This is a genomic window from Bacteroides sp. 3_2_5, assembly GCF_000159855.2.
GTDB classification, from domain to species: domain Bacteria; phylum Bacteroidota; class Bacteroidia; order Bacteroidales; family Bacteroidaceae; genus Bacteroides; species Bacteroides fragilis.
Genome location: NZ_JH636044.1, coordinates 1,306,622 through 1,329,885, shown reverse-complemented (window position 1 = coordinate 1,329,885; position 23,264 = coordinate 1,306,622). Strand labels below are relative to the sequence as shown.

Here is a 23,264-nt window from a genome sequence, read left to right as displayed (position 1 = left end):
TTCTCTCTATTATTTAACTTTACGTTTGAAGAACCAGCCTTCATTGAACGTGATTCCGATGCTCAAACGCAATGTATTTTCATCTACCATACCGGCTTTCAGACCATGTACTTTAATATATTGAGCCGAAACGTTGATTAGCGAGCGTGAACCCGGAAGAGGTAATCCCAAACCGGCCGTTACTCCATACTCACGAGAGGCTCTCTCCCCTCCTATTTTATAATAAGGTTCCGAATAATATCCTCCGACGCGGTATTTGATATGCGCCAGATAACTACGCGAAAAACGACTCGGCATATACTCGGCACCCACTGAAATTTTCATCGCATCACAAAAAGCATTCGGCTGATTCATATAGGTCACGTCGCCCCACTTCTGCAAATTAAAATCAGCTCCCACGATCAGACGTTTGTCATACTCGTACGTAAGTCCCACCCCAAAGCTATTGGGCATTCCAAAGGTAGCCACCGTATCGACCGTATTCGTAGTGACGGCCTGCGTGCTGTTGGAGTTCGTAAGCGTCGATCTTTGTACATAAGCTTCGTTATGCAAATCTTTTTTAGGCGAGAACACTACACCTAATGTAACCGCATGCTTCCTACCCAGCTGCTGTGTGTATTGCGCGCCGAAGTCCAGCTTATAATCGCGCACGGACAAATAGTCTACATGCTGAAAAGCAAAAGCGTTGTCATTATAAGGAAAAGTAATACGCGCCTGACGCGTGATCTCCCCCCAAAAGTACGATACGTTGGCGCCGACTGAAAGGTTTTTCAGCACCTTCACTCCCAAACCTACGTAAAGCTGATGCAAGCCTCCGTCTCCGGCAAATGAAGTGACGCTCCGCGCTTCTTCCGACGCAACGTCGTTGTTCGCCTTGGCCATATTATAGCCTACACTCGAATAGGGCAGCAGACCGATACTCATGGCCACGCGCTGGTGTAGACGAAACTGCATCGCTATGTAGTCAAAACTTGAATTTTTCGCATTCAACTTGGTGCCTTCACTACTAAAGTTTGTATTTTGCATCGAAAACCCTCCGTCAAAAAGAAAGGTCAACGAATCAATAGCCGTATAAGAAGCAGGATTCAACGGATTAATATGTGATCCATCGCGCAATCCGTAAGCGATCCCTCCCATTGCTTTACTGTTTGCAAATGACTGATCAGCCAACTGACCATAGCCATATCGTGTATAAGGAGAGTTTGTATTATTTTGAGCGATTGCCACTCCGGGTAATAATATCGTGAGCAGAAGCGCACAAAGTGTCTGTTTATATCCTACCATTATTATAGTTTAATATTCTATTTAATCCTTTCAACACTAAAAATCTATCTGCAAAGATGACACTTTTTAATTTCGTATCAAAAGAAAAATCATCTCCGCCCGTTAAAAAAACCAAAAGTTCAGGATATTTATGCTTCATAGCCGTAATATACCCTGCAATTTCGTATTCTATCCCTTTCTTTACACCTGCACGAATAGCAGTTTCAGTATCTTTTCCCATATCCGGCATGCGTCCTTCGGCATGAACCAACGGCAAACGTCCGGTAAATTGATGGAGTGCTTTCAGCCGCATCCAGAGTCCGGGCGAAATATTGCCCCCATGATACTGTCCCAAAGAATCAACAAATTCGTAAGTGATGCAAGTACCCGCATCAATCACCAAAATGTCTTTACCCGGGAACTGATCATGGGCCGCCACCACGGCAGCCATCCGGTCATAACCGAGAGTTTCGGGGGTTTCATACAAGTTTATTACCGGAAGCGGCGTATGGCTGTCTAACCATAAGACGGGGACAGGAAGCTTGTTCAACTGAGCCAGCACACACTCGTTTAAGTCTATAACCGTAGCAACAATTGCTTTCCGAACATCATACTTATTACAAACAGCCTCCAAGGAATCCAGGGACTGATTAGAGTCGTAAACAACTTCTACCATAGAAGTCCGGTCGAAAAGCGCTACTTTGGCTACTGTATTTCCAATATCGATAATTAAGTTCACTTTCTCTCTGTTTGAGGGCGCAAAGATAAGAGATAAAATTTATTCAAATACCGAAATAGCGAATAAAAAAGCAGCGGCATAGAGAGAAAAATAAAAAAAACGTCCCGACAGCCGATTCGGTAAAACTACTTTCCTCTCCCGAAATCTTCGCTGGAAAAGTGCGGAAAAGGAAGCCGGAAGGCATAAACAAAGACAAGCAGAAAATCCAAAAACCAGCAACGAGTTGTCATTACTGATTAATAAGCATATAGAGACAAAAAAAACAGAATATCCCCCAATAGCCTACAATACAAAACAAAACAGAATATAACAAGAAGAATGGACGGAAGCTCAAAAAACTGTTGCTGCCGCTGACGACAGTCTCCCCAAAACGCACCCCGAGGAAACGCGTCACGAACAAATCGAAGTCCGGCTATTCACAAACCGCAGCCCGGCAGCCGAAGACCTGCAGCCCGACGCTCGGGGAAGTACAGCCCTGCGCTCAGGAACAAATTGCCCCGCGATTGACGAAAAGAGACAAATAAATTCATTGAACCGGCCATTTTATTCCCACAAAAGCAGTATCTTTGCCACATGAACTCAAAATTGCGACATTTACTCCTGATTGTTTTTTCAATCTTCCCGATTCTGACATGGGGAACGGAAAGTCCGTCCACCGCTGATTCCATCCGGATCAGCCTGTTGACATGCGCTCCGGGTGAAGAAATCTATTCGCTCTTCGGGCACACGGCTATCCGTTACGAAGAACCGGCACGAGGCATCGACCGGGTATACAATTATGGCTTGTTCAGTTTCAACACTCCTAACTTTACGCTACGTTTTGCACTCGGCAATGCCGACTACCGGTTGGGAGTGGAAGATTACCGCCATTTCGCCGTCGAATATGAATACTTCGGACGCAGTGTATGGCAGCAGACGCTCAATCTGACAGCCGAAGAACAACAACAGTTAATCACCCTTCTGGAAGAAAATTACCGCCCGGAAAACCGGATATATCGCTATAATTTTTTCTACGATAACTGTGCTACCCGACCACGAGACAAAGTGGAAGAGAGTCTGCAAAAAAGTGGCAGCCAACTGCTCTTCAGCAATACATATACTGAAAATAACGAGACTAAATCTTATCGGGATATTGTCCACCAATACACGAAAGGACATCCCTGGGCACAATTCGGAATCGATTTCTGCATCGGCAGCCAGGCCGACCGCCCCATCAGCGAAAGACAAATGATGTTCTCACCATTCTATCTGATGGATGCTTTTGACAAAGCACGCATCGTTAACGCATCCGAAAACAGACCATTAGTGACCACCACAAAAAAAATTATTGACTGTGAACCGGATGTATCCGGCTCCGCAGAAAATGATATCTGGAATATGCTAACCCCCATCCGATTGTCCCTTCTTGTGTTTATCGCAATCGGAATGGCTACCGCCTATGGTCTACGCAAGAAAAAGAGTCTTTGGGGACTGGATATCGCAGTGTTTGCGGCAGCGGGCATCGCAGGATGCATCGTCGCTTTCCTTGCTCTTTTCTCCGAACACCCCACGGTAGGCTCCAATTACTTGCTGTTTGTCTTCCATCCGGGGCATCTGCTCTGCCTCCCTTTCTTTATAAACGATGAACGAAAGCGACGCAAAAGCAGGTATCATCTGCTGAACTGCATTGTTTTAACACTTTTTATAGTGCTTTTTCCGGTAATACCACAAAATTTCGACTTAGCAGTATTACCTTTGGCACTCTGTTTGCTGATACGTTCTGCAAGCAATCTTATTCTGACATACAAAAAAGCTAAATGAAAGGACTATTAACCTCCATACTGACCGTACTTACCTTTACCGGACTGCAAGCCCAGCCACTTCCATCTACCCCGAAATTAGTGGTAGGTCTCACCATAGACCAGTTACGTACGGACTACCTCGAAGCTTTTTCAACACTGTATGGAGACAGGGGATTCAGAAGGCTCTGGAAAGAAGGACGTGTGTTCCGGAATGCCGAATATACTTTCAGCGGCACGGACCGCGCATCAGCCATAGCCGCTATTTATACAGGCACCACTCCTTCGGTCAACGGCATTATCGGCAAACGATGGATGGATGTATCGACACTGCGTACTGTGAGTTGTGTCGACGACCCCGCTTTCATGGGCAATTATACAAACGAAAGCTCTTCGCCTTCCCATCTCCTGACCTCTACGATAGCCGATGAGCTGAAGATAGCCACCCGTAACGAGGGATTGGTATATGCCATCGCTCCATTCCGCGACGCTGCCATTCTTGCAGCAGGACATGCCGGAAATGGCGCATTCTGGCTCAACAACACAACCGGAAAATGGTGTGGAACGACCTATTATAGCGAGTTTCCATGGTGGGTAAGCCAGTATAACGACCGGAATGCCATCGACTTCCGCATTGCCGATATGACATGGACTCCTGTCCATCCGGTACAAAGCTACAGTTTCCTTCCCGAATGGAGAGATGCTGCTTTTAAATACAAATTTGACGACGATCGTGTCAATAAATACAAACGACTGATTACAAGCCCTTTTATCAACGATGAAATCAATACGCTGACAGAAGAACTGCTGGATAAGAGCATAATGGGCAAAGATCATGTCCCCGACATGCTGGCACTGACCTACTATGCAGGCAACTACGCCCATAAGAGCGTACAGGAATGTGCCATGGAGATGCAGGATACATACGTACGACTCGATCGGAGCATCGCCTCTTTATTGGACATCATTGACAAGAAAGTGGGTCTGCAGAATGTTGTTTTCTTTATTACCTCCACCGGATATACCGACACCGAATCACCCGACCTGGGACTCTACCGGGTTCCGACCGGCGAATTTCACCTGAACCGCTGCGCAGCCTTGCTGAACATGTATCTGATGGCTACCTACGGGCAGGGACAGTATGTGGAAGCATACTACGATCAGCAGATTTATCTGAATCACAAACTGATCGAAGAAAAACAACTGAATCTGGCGGATATACAGGAAAAAGCCGCCGAATTTCTGATCCAGTTCAGCGGAGTGAATGAAGTATACTCCGGCAAACGCCTGTTATTGGGGTCCTGGACACCGGACATCTCGATGATACGCAACAGTTTCCACCGTAAACGCTCGGGCGACCTGCTGATCGATGTATTGCCGGGCTGGAGCATCGTTAACGAAAATACATCCGACCATAAGGTGGTGCGGAAAGCGCATATTCCGTCTCCCCTTATTTTTATGGGCAGCGGCGTAAAACCAGCCGTAATCAACACGCCCGTAACCATTGACCACATAGCTCCCACCGTAGCTCACATATTGAGAATACGATCTCCCAATGCCTGTTCGGCAACTCCGATTACCGACATCCGGTAATACTTTCCGCACAAAAAACAAGGTGCAAAGCGCAAATAAATCAGCATTTTAATGTAACTTTGCGCAATTAAATCAATTTAGTAAATAATAAACATAAATAATAGATAATGGGATTTAATGAATTTTTAAGCTCGATTTTCGGAAACAAATCCACACGAGACATGAAAGAAATCCAACCCTGGGTAGACAAGATCAAAGCCGCTTACCCGGAGGTTGCTAAGCTTGACAATGACGGCCTCCGTGCAAAAACAGAGGAACTTAAAGAATACATCCGTAACTCGGCAAGTAAAGAACGCGCCAAGGCCGATGAACTCAGAGCCGGCATCGAAAATGTAGAGCTGGAAGACCGCGAAGAGGTATTTGCTCAGATCGACAAAATCGAAAAAGAAATATTGGAAATATATGAAAAAGCACTCGATGAAGTATTACCGGTTGCTTTCTCTATTGTAAAAGAATCGGCCAAGCGTTTCTCTGAAAACGAAGAAATAGTGGTGACGGCCACTGACTTTGACCGCACATTGGCAGCAACCAAGGACTTTGTCCGTATCGAAGGTGACAAAGCCATCTGGCAAAACCATTGGAACGCCGGCGGCAACGACACAGTGTGGAACATGGTTCACTATGACGTACAGTTGTTCGGTGGCGTGGTACTGCACAAAGGTAAAATTGCCGAAATGGCAACAGGTGAAGGTAAAACCCTGGTGGCTACCCTCCCCGTATTCCTGAATGCACTGACCGGAAACGGCGTACACGTAGTAACCGTGAACGACTACCTGGCAAAACGTGACTCTGAATGGATGGGACCGCTTTACATGTTCCACGGACTCAGCGTAGACTGCATCGACCGTCATCAGCCTAATTCCGACGCACGCCGCCAGGCCTATCTGGCAGATATCACATTCGGAACGAACAATGAATTCGGTTTCGACTACTTGCGTGATAACATGGCCATCAGCCCGAAGGACCTGGTACAGCGCCAGCACAATTATGCTATTGTCGACGAGGTGGACTCAGTATTGATCGATGATGCCCGTACTCCGTTGATTATCTCTGGTCCGGTGCCTAAAGGCGAAGACCAACTTTTTGATCAACTCCGCCCATTGGTAGAGCGACTCGTGGAAGCACAAAAAGTATTAGCAACCAAATACCTCTCAGAAGCCAAGAAACTTATCAACTCGGACGATAAGAAAGAGGTGGAAGAAGGATTCCTTGCGTTGTTCCGCAGCCACAAGGCACTGCCTAAAAACAAGGCGTTGATTAAATTCCTCAGTGAACAGGGTATCAAAGCCGGTATGCTGAAGACGGAAGAGGTCTATATGGAACAAAACAACAAGCGCATGCACGAAGCAACAGATCCATTGTACTTCGTTATTGATGAAAAGCTGAACAGCGTAGACCTGACAGACAAAGGTGTTGATCTGATCACAGGCAACTCGGAAGATCCGACTCTATTCGTTTTGCCGGACATTGCCGCCCAACTTTCCGAACTGGAAAATGAACATGGATTGAGCGACGAACAAAAGCTTGAAAAGAAAGATGCCTTATTGACCAATTATGCTATCAAGTCAGAACGCGTACACACCATCAACCAGTTGTTGAAGGCATATACCATGTTTGAGAAAGACGATGAATATGTAGTGATCGACGGACAGGTGAAGATTGTTGACGAGCAAACAGGACGTATCATGGAAGGCCGCCGTTACTCGGACGGACTGCACCAAGCCATCGAAGCCAAAGAAGGTGTGAAAGTGGAAGCTGCCACACAGACATTTGCTACCATCACGCTGCAGAACTACTTCCGCATGTACCACAAACTCTCAGGTATGACCGGTACGGCCGAAACAGAAGCCGGTGAGTTGTGGGACATCTACAAACTGGATGTAGTAGTGATTCCGACCAACCGCCCGATAGCCCGTAAGGATATGAACGACCGCGTTTACAAGACGAAACGTGAAAAATATAAAGCCGTAATCGAAGAGATTGAACAGTTGGTTCAAGCAGGACGCCCGGTATTGGTGGGTACTACTTCGGTAGAAATTTCCGAAATGCTGAGCAAAATGCTGACAATGCGCAAGATCGAACACAACGTACTGAATGCAAAACTGCACCAGAAGGAAGCAGACATTGTTGCCAAGGCCGGTTTGAGCGGTACAGTTACTATTGCTACCAACATGGCGGGCCGTGGAACGGACATCAAGCTGAGCCCTGAAGTAAAAGCGGCAGGCGGTTTGGCAATCATCGGTACCGAACGTCACGAGTCACGTCGTGTAGACCGTCAGTTGCGTGGCCGTGCAGGACGTCAGGGTGACCCGGGTTCATCTGTATTCTTCGTTTCACTGGAAGATGACCTGATGCGTCTCTTCTCTTCTGACCGCATCGCCAGCGTGATGGATAAACTGGGATTCCAGGAAGGTGAAATGATCGAACATAAAATGATTTCAAACTCCATCGAACGTGCACAGAAGAAAGTAGAAGAAAACAACTTCGGTATCCGTAAACGTCTGTTGGAATATGACGATGTGATGAACAAACAGCGTACGGTGGTTTACACCAAACGCCGCCACGCCCTTATGGGTGAGCGTATCGGAATGGATATCGTCAATATGATCTGGGACCGTTGCGCGGCCGCAATCGAAAACAATGCAGACTACGAAGAATGTAAACTGGACTTGCTCCAAACACTCGCAATGGAGGCCCCTTTCACAGAAGAGGAGTTCCGCAACGAGAAAAAGGACAAGCTGGCAGACAAAACATTCGATGTGGCAATGGCTAACTTCAAGCGCAAGACAGAACGTCTGGCACAAATAGCCAACCCTGTCATCAAACAGGTGTACGAGAATCAAGGGCATATGTACGAAAACATCCTGATTCCGATTACAGACGGAAAACGCATGTATAACATCTCTTGCAACCTGAAAGCGGCTTACGAAAGTGAATCGAAAGAAGTAGTGAAATCATTTGAAAAATCAATTCTTCTTCATGTCATTGACGAATCCTGGAAAGAAAATTTACGCGAACTGGATGAACTGAAACACTCGGTGCAGAACGCAAGTTATGAACAGAAAGACCCGCTGTTGATCTACAAACTGGAATCTGTGACTCTGTTTGACAACATGGTAAACAAGATCAATAACCAGACAGTGTCTATCCTGATGCGCGGCCAGATTCCCGTAGCCGAGCCTACAGAGGAACAGCAAGAAGCAGCCAGACGCGTAGAAGTACGTCAGGCAGCTCCTGAGCAACGCCAGGACATGAGCAAATATCGCGAACAAAAACAAGACCTGAATGATCCGAATCAGCAGGCCGCTGCCCAGCAGGATACTCGCGAAGCCGTAAAACGCGAACCGATCCGCGCTGAAAAGACAGTGGGTCGCAATGATCCTTGTCCGTGCGGAAGTGGAAAGAAGTACAAAAACTGCCACGGACGGAACAGTTAAGTAACAAAGAACTTACAACTCCTTAATAAAAGCCTCGAACGGTTAAAAACTGTTCGAGGCTTTTCTATATTCAACCAAAATCGTATTTTTGTTCTTTTAGAAAAGTAAAAAAACAGGCTATGACAAAATATCCGTATATACTGTTCGTATTGCTCCTCGCGTCTTTCAGTTCCTGCCAGACTGTTGAGCAACTTTCCATCGATTATATGCTCCCCGCAGAGATCAGTTTTCCTAACGAACTGAAACGAGTGGCAGTCGTAAACAATGTGAGCGACACTCCGGATAACACCTTACCACCCAAGGATAATACAATAAAAAATAAAAATGAACTCAGCCGTGCAGTAGCCTATCACGAGGGACAACCCGCACTCACTACCGAAGCATTGGCCAAAGCTATTGCCGAACAGAACTATTTCAATGAAGTCGTAATCTGCGATTCGGCCCTGCGTGCACGTGATTTCACACCCCGTGAATCGACTCTCAGCCAAGAGGAAGTTCAGACCTTGGCACAGTTTCTGGACGTGGATTGCATCATCTCACTGGAAAACCTGCAGATGAAATCGACACGGGTTCTCAGTTACATCCCCGAATGGAACACTTATTACGGCACACTGGATACGAAGGTTTACCCAACGCTGAAAATCTATCTGCCGGGACGAAAAAGCCCGATGGTAACCATCAATACCCATGACAGTATTTTTTGGGAAGAATATGGAAATACCGAAGGGTTTGTCCGCTCACGCCTGCCGGATGAAAGACAAATGATACGCGAAGCTTCTGAATTTGCCGGTTCCGTGCCGGTAAACAGAATATTACCTTACTGGAAAACGGCCAATCGATATTATTTCATCAATGGCTCCGTAGCTATGCGCGATGCTGCCGTTTATGTGAAAGAAAACGAATGGGAGAAAGCATCTAAACTGTGGGAACAGGCTTTTAAAGCAGCCAAGAACGACAAAAAGAAAATGCGTGCAGCCTTCAACCTGGCTCTATATTACGAGATGAAAGACAGTGTGGAAGAAGCACACAAATGGGCTGTCACTGCACAGGAACTGGCCCGTAAAATAGACAAAATCGACACGTTGAAGAGAAACGATATAGACTTGAGCGAAATCCCCAACTACTACCTGACCAGCCTTTATGTGAATGAATTAAAGGAAAGGAGCAACGGATTGGGCAAATTAAAAGGCCAAATGAGTAGATTTAATGAGGATTTTTAAAGAAATCATGCAAGGGTTCTTATTTTTTTTATACCTTTGAGCTAAATAAAAAGAGCTAAAAGATATGAAACTTAGTCAGCAATCACAAGCCATTATCGAATCTGCGATTCAAAAAGCTATCAACAAATATACCTGTGGATGCGAACAGACCATCGTCACAGATATCCATATTCAACCGAATCAGAATTCCGGTGAACTCTTTATCTATGACGATGAAGATGAAGAACTATCCAGTGTAACCATCGATGAATGGACAGCCTACGAAGGGGACGACTTTTACGAAGATGCTGAAAGAATTTTCCGTACCGTGCTTTGCCGCATGAAAGAGAACGGGAGCTTCGATAAGTTAACCATCCTCAAACCCTACTCCTTTGTGTTGGTAGATGAAGACAAAGAGACGATCTCAGAGCTTCTGCTCGTAGATGACGACACACTGTTGGTGAACGATGAACTATTGAAGGGACTGGACAAAGAATTGGACGACTTCCTGAAAGACCTGTTGGAGAAATAATCCTCTTTTTTTCATTATATAGTAAAAGAGGCCATCCGAATGATTCGGATAGCCTCTTTTTGATATACAGTTTGTATAATCAAAATCTCGTCACTTTGTCGGAGTGAGCTTTCAGATACTCAAAACGATTGATCAGTTCACCCAACTTTTTAGGATACTTCTCGGCCAGATTCTTTTGTTGACCGATGTCTGACTTCAAATTATACAACTTATAACCGTAACCCAAACCGATGAAGTCACCGTCTTCCTTGCTATAAGGATTGTAATATGGAGGAATCAGCGCCCAATCTCCCTGACGATAGGCATAATTGAACATTCCCTCAATAACCAACTTTTTACGCCCCTTTTTACTCTTGCCCAGAAAAGCATCGAGTGTGTTTTCGCTATCTACCTTGTCCGGATAAGTCTGTCCCAAAAGAAAAGCAAACGAGGCCAATAGGTCCATCTGACAGACAAATACATCTGACACCTGAGGTTTCACCTTTGCAGGCCAACGAAGCATGAACGGTATACGGGTACCTCCGTCGAACATACTTGTTTTACCCCCTCTCAGCGGACCGGCTATTTTGTGATCACCCACCAACTCTACCGCATCATCTTGATAACCATCATCGAGCACCGGACCATTGTCACTCGTCAGGATCACAATGGTATTCTCCGCCAATCCCAACTTATCCAACTCTTTCAGGAACTGATCAACACACCAGTCTGCCTCCAGAATCACATCACCACGGGGTCCCATGCCTGACTTTCCTACAAAACGTTCGTTGGGAACACGAGGTACATGCGGTTGGTGAAGTCCGTAATAAAGGAAGAAAGGCTTGTCTTTATTGTCATCTACAAACTGCCTGGCCTTGTCCAGGAATAATCCTGCCATTTCTTCATCTTTCCATTGTGCAGCCTTCCCACCTTTCTGGAAACCAATGCGGGGAACTCCATTCACAATAGAGCCTGCATGTCCCACACTGGGATGCATGCGCAGCAATTCGGGGTTCTCTTTACCGGTAGGTTCGCCGGGGAAGTTTTTCCGGTAATCCACATAAAGAGGGTCATTCGGATCCAATCCGACGACTCTTCCATTTTCCAGAAAGACGCAAGGAACGCGATCATTGGTTGCTGCCTGAATAAACGAATAGTCGTAACCGATCTCAGCGGCTCCGGGATGCACCTCCTTATTCCAGTCCACATGCCCATCTCCTAGGCCGATGTGCCATTTACCGACAGAACCGGTAGTATATCCCGCCTGCTTCATAAGTTTAGGCAACGTTATTTTTTGAGTATCGATAATCAATGCGGCGTTACCCGGTAAGATTTTAGCATCCACATTGCTCCAGGGATATTTCCCGGTCATCACCGAATAACGGCTGGGGGTAGATGTGGCCGCAGTACAAAATCCCTGCGTAAACCGAATACCTTCGTTGGCTATACGATCCATACCCGGAGTTTGAATCCGGTGTGCGCCATAACAACTTAAATCTCCGTATCCCAAGTCATCGGCGACAATCAGGATGATGTTGGGTTGTTTCTCTGTTTGTTCCTGGGCAGGCTGAGGTACGGCCAAGGCACTTACCGGCAAAGACACCCCTGCCACTAATCCCAATGTGCAGTTCAGCAATTTCATTCGTTCGTTTGTCATATCAATTTTGTTCATGAGTAATTTCCAATAAGGTCTGTCAGATCCGGATACAAAGATAGCCAACAATCTTATTCAGATACGAAAATAGTGAGATTAAATCGAAATGATATCCCTTAAAAAACGAGAGTGTGCCTCACGAGACACACCCTCTTCAATACCTCAGCGGCTATTTTGTTTAGGGCTTCAGGTTTTTCATCCGGACATGTCTCAATATATTCTGGAGTTCAAAAACCAGATCCGGATGGAGAGAAGCTACATTCTTCTGTTCTGCCACATCGTCTACCACGTGATATAACTGCGGTGTACTCAGATTTCCGGTTTCTATCTTCGGTCCCCAGGTAATCATGGCCGGTCCGTCATTGGGCTCAATGTACTTCCAGTCCTTGGTGCGGACTGACAATGTATGATTGGAAGCCTGCTCTATCACCCAGGAACGGTCGGACTGGTTTTTGCCCAACCAAGTATCGAGGTAGTTAAAGCTATCGGGTGCCGCTCCCTTCGGCAGCCCGGCTCCTACCAATGAAGCCAAAGAGGCAAACCAGTCGATCTGCGAGACCAAAGCGTTGGAAACCTGTGATGAAGCAGCTCCCTTCGGCCATCTTACAATGGCAGGAATACGAGTTCCCCCTTCAAAAGCACTGTACTTATTACCACGCAACGGTCCTGCGGGACTATGACCGTTCAGCAATTCTTCCGCACGATCCTGATAGCCGTCATCGACAACCGGACCATTGTCACTGGACAGAATAATTAGCGTATTTTCTGACAGTCCCAGTTTATCAAGGGTTTCCATGATCTGGCCTACACTCCAGTCGAACTGCACGATGGCATCTCCACGCAATCCCATCGGGTTCTTTCCACGAAAACGGTCGTGCGGGAAACGGGGAACATGTACATCGTTTGTAGCAAAATACATAAAGAAAGGTTCGTCTTTATGCTCACGGATAAAGCCGATGGCATGTGAAGTGATTGAATCGGCAATATTTTCATCTTTCCACAAAGCCTTGCCGCCCCCTTTCATATATCCGATACGGCCGATACCATTGACGATGGCCATGTCGTGTCCATGGCTCGATTTCAGATTGAACAGCAATTCCGGGTGATCTTTTCCCAACGGTTCCCCCTCGATCGGCTTACGATAGCTGACTTCAATCGGAGCAGAAGGGTCATAATTGGCCACTTTACCATTTTCTATAAAGACACACGGAACACGATCGGCTGTTGCAGCCATTATATAAGAATAATCAAAACCTATATCTCCTAAAGCAGTCGGCAGAGGAGCATTCCAATCCTGTTCTCCATCCTTATCGCCCAACCCCAAATGCCATTTGCCGATGGCCGCCGTAGCGTAACCGGCATTCTTAAACATATCAGCCATCGTATAGCGTTCGGGACGGATAATCATCCCTGCATTGCCTGCCGCAATATCAGTGCCCGGACGACGCCAGGCATATTCTCCGGTAAGCATAGAGTAACGCGAAGGAGTACTGGTAGCAGCCGTAGCATGCGCATTGTTAAAGCGAATACCTTCAGCTGCCAAACGGTTTACATTCGGAGTCTGCACATTCTTTGCACCATAACACTCCAAGTCGCCATAACCGAGGTCGTCGGCATAGATAAACACGACATTAGGAAGTTGCCGATCATTGATTTTTTGCTTGGCTTTTCCTCCCTTCTGACCGGTAGCAGCCATCAGGCATGCTACCGGAGAGAGACAAGCCAATAATACATATTGTCTCATTTTTTAAACTATTAAATTAGTCACGTAAATTCGGGTTAATATTTTGCTCGGACTGAGGGATCGGCCATGTATAATCCGTCGGATTACGGAAAGCACGTTTGCCCACATACCAGCGGTAGTTTCCTGTCGGGTCAACCTCTTTGGTCGTAGTCGCATACTGAGTCGAACCCGGGTAAGGCGCACCCCAAATTTTCTGGGACAATACTTCGTGTGCAATTCCCCATCTCATGATATCCCAGTAACGGATACCTTCCATAGCCAACTCGATGCGGCGTTCGTGACGCACGATTTCACGAAGCTTCGCAGGAGTTACCTCGGTTACCGGAGGCATGTTCACACTTGCACGTCCTCTCACTGCATTGATAGTCTCGTCCAATATTCCTTGAGTGATCGTTTGATTATCTTCAACCAGGCATTCCAGATAGCCCAACAACACTTCGGCATAACGAATAACCGGAGTCAGTCCGTTTGCGCTCTGTACATCGTTTATAGGTGTCGATTCTTCAAAATATTTCCTCATCATAAAGCCAGTTCTGGAAGCCTCGCTCGTATAATCGAGCTTCTCCTTCTTGGCTGCACTGTAGTCAGGACTCATCTTATACTCTGTACCCATAAAGATGGCACCGTTATAGTAAATTGTATAATCCAGACGCGGATCGCGATCCTTTCCTAAATTAGACGGGTCATATCTCGGATCATCATAGCTGAAAGGAGTTCCATCCTTAAATTCATACGATTCGTATAAATCAGCAGCCGGATTGACCAGGCTCCATCCCCCGTCTTTAGCAGAAAGTGCATGCTGCGGCAGACCGGTACCCAGATAGTTTTCCAAATACTGGATGTAGAAAATATTCTCCTTGTTCGAAGTTCCGGTAGAAGGATAAAACAGCTCCTGATAGTTGGCGTTTATCGCATTATCTCCCAATTCCATAATATCGTGGAAAGCCTTTGCTCCACTTTTCCAGTCTTTCTGCAACATGCAGGTACGTCCGAGAAAAGCAAGAGCCGCCTGCTTACAAGCACGTCCGGCTTCTCCCGCCGGAATGGCGGAGAAACGGGGTAAATCGGCCGCAGCTGCTGTAAATTCGGTTACACACCATTTCAGGATATCGGCCTGTGAGGTCTTTGTCACATTGTTGGCTTCTTCACCCGTCAGCACATTCTCTACCAAAGGAACATTTTTGAAATAGCTGGCAAGGTAAAAATACTGTGTCGCACGCAGGAAACGGGCTTCCGCAATCATCCGTGTTTTCTTTTCCGATTCCGAGCTATTCTGGATACCGACCAAGAAACGGTTACAATAACCGATCCGCTTATAAGACGTCTCCCAATACCTTTTAATAAAAGCATTGTCTGCAGTCAGGTTTCCACTCGAAATCTTAAAGAAAGGATTGTTCTCTCCCCGACGGTCAAAAGCGTTATCCGAAAGATGCTCCATCATAATCATTCCGTGATAGGACCACCAATCCGAAGGGTTATACTCTACGCCGTCTGTCAGGCTTCCTCTATACAGAGAAGTCAATGCCAATTCCGCATTCGATTCGCTATTCCAAAAAGTCTCTTCGGACAAGTCTGTCAGTGGATAGCGCTCTAAATCACAAGCTTGAAACAGTCCTGCCGCCAATGCCAATGCTACTATATATTTTAAACTCTTCATCTTACATCAAAATTTTAAGGTTAAACCAAATGTATAAGTTGACAGAATAGGATAATAACTACCGTCTGTATTAATTTCCGGATCCCAGCCTTTACGATATCCGCTGATGGAGAATGGATTATCAAGTGATATATAAAAACGAAGGTTGGAAGAACCGAACTTCTGAGTTATACGTTTGGGCAATGTATATCCTAACTGGATATTTCTCACTTTGAGATAAGAGGCATCCAAAATCCAGAAGTCAGAACCCAGCGTATTGTTGCTACCTGCATTCGACATCACTTCGAGACGAGGATATTTAGGATATCGGTTCGACTGATTATTCGTCCAGGTTTCTTCTGCCTGCCATTTCTGAATATTGCCTTCCTGGAAGAAAGCATAACCGGCATAATTGGTCAACTGGCCTTTTACCTTGGCCACTCCCTGAAGCAATATATTGAAATCAAATCCCTTATACTCCGCACCCAGTCCTAAGCCAAACGTATACTGAGGTATCTTTGATCCTAAATAAGTTTTATCGGATTCGTCCACCTTTCCGTCACCGGAGATGTCCACATAGCGTAAATCACCGGCTTTGGAGTTAGGAGCAATCTTGCTCTGATCGTGCCATTCTTTTACTTCGTCATCGGTCAGGAATACGCCATCCGTCTTATAGCCATAAAACATATTCATCGGATAACCCAGGAACAGGTCGCTACCGTTACCTATCATTCCGCTTTTCTGTTCCACATCTCCTACACCCAGGCTGATCACCTTGTTTTTAATTATCGAGAAGTTTCCATTCACATGATAACTAAACTCACCAATCTTGTTCTGATGACCGATCTCAAACTCCCATCCTTTGTTCTCAAGGCTTCCTGTATTGACCTGCGAAAGTCCCAGACCAAAGATAGAAGAGTAACTTGCACTCGGTTTATAGAGAATATCTGTCGTTTTACGATAGAAGTAAGCAGCGTTGAATGTCAATTTATTGTTCCAGAAAGCTGTTTCAATACCGACATCGGTGGTACGGGTCTTTTCCCATTTCAGTGTAGGATCGACATAAGTGGTCACTGCGGCTCCTTGTGTATACACACCTCCGAATACATAGTTCATCGCCTTTCCAAGTGCGTAAGTGGACTGATAAGGGTAGTTACCAATATTATTGTTACCCAGGATACCGTATGATGCTTTCAGTTTCAAGTTATCAATAAAACTCAGTGACTCTGCTTCTTTGAAGAACTGCTCTTCCGACAGACGCCATCCTACAGCAACAGATGGGAAGAAACCGAATTTATTATCGGTCGGGAAACGGGAAGAACCATCATAACGCATAGTGGTTTCAAACAGGTAGCGTTGGTCATAGTTATAGGTCAAACGTCCGAAGACAGACATAATAGCCCAATCGTAACCTCCGCCGGAGTTAGTCTGGCCATCGGCTCCTCCTGCATTCAGATAAGGAACTTCATCCGAAGGAAAGTTCAAGCGGCTTCCCCCTACAGTTCTCTGTGATTCGTCTTCCCAAGTATAACCGACCAACACAGACAAATCATTTTTGCTGAACTTCACGTTATAATCGGCCAATGCCTGGAATGTCTTATAGACCGTTTTGTACATGGTATCCGACAGAGAAGAAGGTCCCAGCTTCTTGCCGCCCGTAATCTCCATTGCCGAACGATAGTGACGAATCTGCTGACCGGTATAGTTATATCCTCCGATAGCTTTCAGCGTTAAGCCTTTCACAGGTGTGAATGCCAACTCGACATTAGAACGGAACTTATCGAAGTTTTCATCATAAAAAGAGCCGCTGTCCAGCCATGCCAATGGTGTTCCGAGTACCTTCGGTCCTAAGCCGTAAGATCCGTCTTCCAATTTAGTTGCCCATAATCCGGGAAAACGAAGTGCATTACTTGAGAAAGCTTTAAATCCGGCAGAGTCCATTCCACCCGGAGTAGAAGGTTCGCTCCGTTTAGAAACGACTCCACCCAAACGGGTAGTCAGTGTCAGGTTTTTAGCCAACTCTGTAGTCAGATTCACTCTGCCGTTGTAACGGTCGTAGTGATTGTGTTCCATCAGACCATTCTGTTTTACATAGCCGAAAGAAACCATATACTGTGTCTTATCATTTCCTCCGTTCACGGTCAGTTCATGACCGGTTTGCAGTCCTTTGTTGCCCAGAAGTTTATCCAGATAATGTTCATTAGGATAATTATACGGATCTGATCCATCCTTATACTTCTGAATCTCCTCCGCCGAATAGACTTCCTTACCCATAGCCTTATTATATAATTCCGCATATTCCCAGGAATCGCACATTTCCGGTAGTTCGGTAGCTTGATTGAAGCCTACATATCCGTTATAACTTACGGTAACTTTACCTTTCTGGCCACCTTTTGTTTTTACCAGTACAACCCCATTCGCAGCACGCGAACCATAAATGGCGGCCGACGAGGCATCTTTCAATATAGAGATACTTTCAATATCTGCCGGGTTCAAATCATTCAGACTACCGGGAAGTCCATCGACCAGTACCAAAGGATCGGGAGTCGCTCCGAAAGAGCCTACACCACGTACCCGAATCGTACCCTGGTCTTGTCCCGGATTACCGCTCGACTGTGTGATCGTCACTCCGGAGAGTTGTCCGGTCAGCATATTCGAAACACTGGGTGCAGTTCTGGATTCAAGTTTTTTGCTATCCACAGCAGCAATTGAACCAATCACGTTCACCTTCTTCTGTGAACCGTAACCTACCACAACAACTTCTTCCAAAGCCTGGGCATCTTCTTTCATTGTCACATTCAATGGTTTTCCTGCAATGACCTTCAGTTCCTGAGGCTGGTATCCGATGTAGGAAATCTCAATCACTGCCTTATCTGAACTGACCGATAGAGAGAAATCACCCTGCAAATTGGTAACCGTACCATTGGTGGTCCCTTTCTCAACGATACTGGCACCAATCACCGGTTCTCCGTTGACATCGACTACTTTTCCCGAGATTTTCACCGCTTGTTGTTGCTTCGATGTCATTTCAGTAGACAAAATAATCTTTTTGTCCAAAACGGAGTATTTCACGTCAGTCCCTTCAAAGATTTTATCCAGTACTTTAAATATATTACTTTTATCAACCGAAACAGAAACAACTCTTTTCAGATTGACATGTTTGTTATTAAAGAAAAAGCCAAAGCCCGATTGCTTTTCTATTTCTTTCAGAACTTTCTCTACAGTTTGATTCTGTGCATCAATACTGATTTCCACCTTTTGTGCGAAGCTGTCTGTTGCATGCACAAAACTCATAGAGCAAATTAGGAATAGGATGAATAGTCGCATAGTTCTTGGAATTTTTTTCGAGGTCAGCCAAAGCGAAGACTTTACCACCCGTAACAATTGGATGCTAAAATAATTTTGCATAATTTTGTATTGACTTAAAGTTAAAAAATAGTTTATCTCAGCTTGTCGCCAAACAAGCTCACAAGGTTTACTCTTTTACGTATGGATTAGATACGCCAATATCTTTCCATACGTTTTTGGCATTTTAAGGAGGTTTGTCTTTCATAAGCATTTCATTTTAAAGGTTAATCAATAAACTTCTATTATACTTCGTTCATCCCGAATATCAGGACTTTCCAAATATCTCCACTGTATCTTGGACGAGATTTTAAAATACTCCAGAATACGTTCCAACCGCTGTTCAGTAAATGTGCCTGTAAAGGCATTAGTCTTCAAACGGGCATTCTTTAGTTTAAATGTTACATTAAAGCGCTTCTCGAGCATCCTCAGTGCTACATCCAACGGAGTGTTATTAAATATAATCTTACCATCTTTCCAGGCGGTTTCGGACAGGCAGGATGTTGCGTACAACTGTACATCACCATTGGTCGAACTGTAGACCAACCTTTGTCCGGGTTTCATAACCACTTTCTTGGCTAGATAGTCTTTATCACTAAAATGAAAGCAGACCTGCCCTTCCACCAATGTTGTCGAAACATCCGGCTCGTCTTCATAAGCCTCCACATTGAAGTGTGTACCCAGCACTTCTATCTGCGATGAATGCGGGGCGGAAACTACAAACTTCTTTTTCAAATCCTTTGCTACCGCAAAATAAGCTTCTCCCTTTAATTCGACATTTCGTATATCGCCTTCAAAAACAGAAGGATAACATAAAGAAGACTCCGAATTGAGATAGACAACCGTACTATCGGGCAATACCACCGAGGTTGTCATCCCCGGGTTGGTTTTTATTTCCATCATCTGGCACACAGCAGATTTCCCATTGTGCATATATTGCACCAGAAAAGCAACGGACAACGGGATAAATAAGATAGCAGCGACACGCTGCATCCACTCCCACCAAGTTGTTTTCCTGACGATCATTCTGCTACTGACCTTTTTCAGAGCTTTTTCCGTATCCACTTTACGCATTACGTTGACCGTATCTACAGCTATATAAAGAGTGTTGATTTGATCCACTATCTTTCGGTTATCTTCCGATTCTTCCATCCAGCTTTCCACCTGCCGGCATTCTTCTTCCGTAGCCAGTCCTTCACAATATCGAGGCAGTAAATGGTCTATATCTTCGTAGTTCATATTTGTAATTCAACCCTTTTATTAATAAGACAGGTGGAAAAATAAGATTCCTAAACTTAAATCCATTTTTTTTATAGAAATCTTTGTTTTAATAAGAAAAGACTATCTTTGTATATAAATTAAATTTCTAAATCTATGAAGCCGAATCGGACAAAAGAAGACATTTTACTGCTTTCCCAACTTCAGCAAGGAGATAAAAAAGCCTTCAATACTTTGTTCAGAAGGTATTATCCGATATTATGCGCTTATGCCCACCGTTTTGTAGACTTGGAAGATGCGGAAGAAATAGTTCAGGATGTAATGTTGTGGTTATGGGAGAATCGAGAAATCTTATTGATAGAATCATCCCTTAGTCAATACCTGTTGAAAATGATATATCACCGTTCATTAAACCGCATCGCACAAAAGGAGGTAAAGTATCGTGCCGATACATTATTTTATGAGAAAAGCCAGGCAATGATTTATGACGTGGATTTCTATCAGATTGAGGAGTTGACCAAACGGATTCACACCGCGATAGCGGAGTTACCGGAATCTTACCGGGAAGCGTTTATCATGCACCGGTTCAGAGATATGAGCTACAAAGAAATCGCACAAACTCTTAACACCTCTACCAAAACAGTAGATTACCGCATACAACAGGCACTAAAATTATTACGTAAAGAACTCAAAGAGTTCCTGTCGTTCGCTTTGATATTTCTGGCAGCGTAATATGCAGGGAAGTATGTGGAGAATAAATATAAGCAGTGGGGAGGGACCAAAAAAGAGAAGATACATTAAAAAACGTCTTCACCACAGAATTACATAGAGGCCACAGAGTGAGCTTAATCTATTGATAACTAATAATATCTATCTGTGTAATCTGCGGTGAAGACGACTTTTGATGTATCCCCTCTATAATATATACCGGACTTACTCTATCGTAATGTCGAACTGATCATAAGAATCTGTTCTCCACGATTTGTCACAAGTAAGAGGAGAAAGTGCAAAGAGAGGAGAGAATGTTTTGATTTTAATCGTTTTTCCATCAGGCATGAATTCCATAATCCTCAACCATCCGTCTCCACCGTTACCGAACCATTGCTTATCGGCAGTCTGCGCATTAAACATCATCTGAGGAACATTCTTGCCTGAAGCATTTTTATCAATCCGGAAACTGACATTATCCTTATAATCGGCAATCTCACATTCGTGACCGCAAATCACCATACAAATATTCTTTGCCGGATAGACCAACTTATCCCAAATAGCTTTTCCATAATTGGCAGGAGTCACTTTGTAGTTCTCGCTTTCAATGACTTTTCCTGTCCATGCCAGATATGAATGTGTCAGCAATATCACTTTATGGTCTTTATAGCGGGGAGCATCGACCACTTTCTTAGCCCACGCCAAAGCCTCATCACGTGGAGCAAATTCCAGAGAAACAACCAGAATTTTACCCCAGGTATCGGTTATAAATTCATAGGCAGCATTTTCCAGTGTCGGTATACCCTGATAATTGTTGCCTACGGCAACCAGGCTCTTGCGCCAACAGGAGTTTCTCTCCGCAGGAAAGTAATCAGGGAAATGACACAAACGATTTTCCGCTTTCTGATATCCATAATCATGATTACCGGTACAAATCACATAAGGCAATTTTCCATCCAGTCGCTCAAACGCACGCGAAGCAGCACGCCATTGCTCCTCACTTGTCTGGTTGCCGTTCACTCCATCCGGAATGCGAATTTCATTTTGCTCCACCAAATCACCGGTACAAAGCACACCTTTTATATTCAGAGATTCAATGCTATTGGCTACCCATGCTGTCTGTAACTCAAAAAGTGGCTGATTGGCATCGAACTTTGTATAACTCTGCGGATCGGGTAAAAGAATCATTGAAAAAGACTTTTCATCGGTCAACTTTGCGCGGACCGGATAGACTTGCGCAGAAACAAACAGCGTCTGCACACAAAGAATGAAAGCTAATAAGTAGTTTTTCCTGTTCATAAGTATTACATTTAAATATCTCAAATAAAAATTAAGTAGCAAAGATATAAATACTTGTCGGCAACAGCCCCTGTATTCTCCGAATTATTTCAGGGAAAAAGTAGCCATTACGGCTTTATGGTCTGTCGGCCATACGCCTAGCGGAGTTATAAACGAATCTTTACCACTCTCCTCCACACGTTCACTACGGACGATCGATTTTGAAGGACCTACCACCGATACATCTTTTAATTTCAATTTCCTGTCCGGCATGAAATAAATAAAGTCGATACGATCCCGTTCGTCAGCATCGGGTGCCCACGACAGTTTCTGCACCGGCACTCCTTCATTATCAGACGGGAATGTAAAGCCCGGATGTGTAACCGGATTAGGGTATTTCGTCCGGTAAGCATCTTTAAATCCGGCATTTTCAAGTAATACGGAGCAATCCCACCGAACTACCGTCCCATTATGATCCCACAAATTCTTTGTATTTTCTTTCCAATCCAGATGTGAAGGTTCGTTGAAATCACCTCCCAGCAAAATGATATTTCCTTTTTCCTTTCGGGCATCTTCTATGACATGGCAAATAGCTTCATCACGCATAGATTCATTATTAGCCTTTTCAATGGCTACCGCATCCAGCACCGGAGCATCCAGTTTTTTCCAGGTAACCCCGCTATAGCCTCTCGGCAAATAACAAGCATAATGCGTATAATCCAGATGGGCAGAATAAACAACCACATCTCTTCCATTAATACGAATACGGGCTTTCAGCACCGAACCGGCATCATCTTCCAAAGGGCAATTAGGGGCTTGTTCTTCAATTTTATATTTTGATAAAATACCTACATCCAACTTACTGTTTTCACCATAATACTTCTTTCCACGCTCTTCCAAAGCCTGCAATATACGCGAAATGAATTGTTTCCCATGATAATTTCTCACCTCACTGAACAACACAATATCCGGTTCCAGGCGGGCCACTTCATCCGCTATGGCTTCAAAGCCCCCTTTCACCATGGTGCCCTCCTGCCAGATATTCATTTGGAGCACTTTGAGTTCGCTCCCTTTGCCATAGGCCATTACGGCAAACAGCCATAAAGTTATATTTAATAAACTATATCTTAACATATCAATATATTCTAATCAACAGAGGTG

15 protein-coding genes are annotated in these 23,264 nt (G+C 44.8%); 6 read left to right on the top strand and 9 right to left on the bottom strand.

The features are described from left to right. Positions 1 to 9 precede the first annotated feature (9 nt). Together BSHG_RS12620 and BSHG_RS12625 are read right to left on the bottom strand one after the other, a co-directional pair. A complete protein-coding gene (locus BSHG_RS12620) occupies positions 10 to 1,284 on the bottom strand; it encodes a membrane protein (protein WP_005785451.1) in 1,275 nt (424 codons plus the stop codon). Beyond that, on the bottom strand, positions 1,271 to 2,002 hold the full coding sequence (locus BSHG_RS12625) for a type III pantothenate kinase (RefSeq protein ID WP_005785449.1): 732 nt from the start codon (positions 2,000 to 2,002) through the stop codon (positions 1,271 to 1,273). Before BSHG_RS12625 ends, BSHG_RS12620 begins: the two co-directional genes overlap by 14 nt. A gap of 573 nt (positions 2,003 to 2,575) precedes the next feature. Here BSHG_RS12625 and BSHG_RS12630 point away from each other — a divergent pair. The 5 genes from BSHG_RS12630 (at position 2,576) to BSHG_RS12650 (ending at position 10,541) form a co-directional block, all read left to right on the top strand. Further along, positions 2,576 to 3,802, top strand: a complete 1,227-nt coding sequence (locus BSHG_RS12630; RefSeq protein WP_008658866.1) for a DUF4105 domain-containing protein — start codon at positions 2,576 to 2,578, stop codon at positions 3,800 to 3,802. After that, positions 3,799 to 5,373, top strand: coding sequence for an alkaline phosphatase family protein (locus tag BSHG_RS12635; RefSeq protein WP_008658865.1), 1,575 nt, complete (start codon positions 3,799 to 3,801; stop codon positions 5,371 to 5,373). Before BSHG_RS12630 ends, BSHG_RS12635 begins: the two co-directional genes overlap by 4 nt. A gap of 107 nt (positions 5,374 to 5,480) precedes the next feature. Beyond that, a complete protein-coding gene (gene secA, locus BSHG_RS12640) occupies positions 5,481 to 8,810 on the top strand; it encodes a preprotein translocase subunit SecA (protein WP_005785443.1) in 3,330 nt (1,109 codons plus the stop codon). A gap of 119 nt (positions 8,811 to 8,929) precedes the next feature. Beyond that, a complete protein-coding gene (locus BSHG_RS12645) occupies positions 8,930 to 10,030 on the top strand; it encodes a DUF6340 family protein (RefSeq protein WP_005785441.1) in 1,101 nt (366 codons plus the stop codon). Between the two features lie 64 nt (positions 10,031 to 10,094). Continuing rightward, positions 10,095 to 10,541, top strand: coding sequence for a hypothetical protein (locus tag BSHG_RS12650; RefSeq protein WP_005785439.1), 447 nt, complete (start codon positions 10,095 to 10,097; stop codon positions 10,539 to 10,541). 79 nt (positions 10,542 to 10,620) lie between these two features. On the opposite strand, the gene BSHG_RS12655 is transcribed toward BSHG_RS12650, so the two are convergent. The 5 genes from BSHG_RS12655 to BSHG_RS12675 all read right to left on the bottom strand — a co-directional run bounded on the left by BSHG_RS12655 (position 10,621) and on the right by BSHG_RS12675 (position 20,138). Next, positions 10,621 to 12,177: a sulfatase-like hydrolase/transferase gene (locus BSHG_RS12655; protein ID WP_008658864.1), complete on the bottom strand. Its 1,557-nt coding sequence runs from the start codon at positions 12,175 to 12,177 to the stop codon at positions 10,621 to 10,623. Between the two features lie 175 nt (positions 12,178 to 12,352). After that, positions 12,353 to 13,918, bottom strand: coding sequence for a sulfatase family protein (locus BSHG_RS12660; RefSeq protein WP_005795907.1), 1,566 nt, complete (start codon positions 13,916 to 13,918; stop codon positions 12,353 to 12,355). Positions 13,919 to 13,934: 16 nt separating this feature from the next. Next, the gene (locus BSHG_RS12665; protein ID WP_005785433.1) at positions 13,935 to 15,575 is read right to left on the bottom strand and encodes a RagB/SusD family nutrient uptake outer membrane protein; all 1,641 of its coding nucleotides are present in this window, start codon (positions 15,573 to 15,575) and stop codon (positions 13,935 to 13,937) included. Between the two features lie 6 nt (positions 15,576 to 15,581). Further along, positions 15,582 to 18,962 carry a TonB-dependent receptor gene (locus BSHG_RS12670; RefSeq protein ID WP_005785431.1) on the bottom strand — a complete coding sequence of 1,127 codons (3,381 nt, stop codon included), beginning with the start codon at positions 18,960 to 18,962 and terminating at the stop codon, positions 15,582 to 15,584. Between the two features lie 168 nt (positions 18,963 to 19,130). Continuing rightward, positions 19,131 to 20,138 (bottom strand): FecR family protein, encoded by a 1,008-nt coding sequence (locus BSHG_RS12675; protein WP_008658861.1) that lies wholly within the window; start codon positions 20,136 to 20,138, stop codon positions 19,131 to 19,133. A 135-nt stretch (positions 20,139 to 20,273) separates the two neighbouring features. Here BSHG_RS12675 and BSHG_RS12680 point away from each other — a divergent pair, with 135 nt between their 5' ends. Continuing rightward, positions 20,274 to 20,849 (top strand): RNA polymerase sigma-70 factor, encoded by a 576-nt coding sequence (locus tag BSHG_RS12680; RefSeq protein ID WP_005785427.1) that lies wholly within the window; start codon positions 20,274 to 20,276, stop codon positions 20,847 to 20,849. A 201-nt stretch (positions 20,850 to 21,050) separates the two neighbouring features. Here BSHG_RS12680 and BSHG_RS12685 read toward each other — a convergent pair whose 3' ends face one another. Together BSHG_RS12685 and BSHG_RS12690 are read right to left on the bottom strand one after the other, a co-directional pair. Next, on the bottom strand, positions 21,051 to 22,124 hold the full coding sequence (locus BSHG_RS12685; protein WP_005785425.1) for a metallophosphoesterase: 1,074 nt from the start codon (positions 22,122 to 22,124) through the stop codon (positions 21,051 to 21,053). An 84-nt stretch (positions 22,125 to 22,208) separates the two neighbouring features. Further along, the gene (locus tag BSHG_RS12690; protein ID WP_005785424.1) at positions 22,209 to 23,237 is read right to left on the bottom strand and encodes an endonuclease/exonuclease/phosphatase family protein; all 1,029 of its coding nucleotides are present in this window, start codon (positions 23,235 to 23,237) and stop codon (positions 22,209 to 22,211) included. Between the last annotated feature and the right edge of the window lie 27 nt (positions 23,238 to 23,264).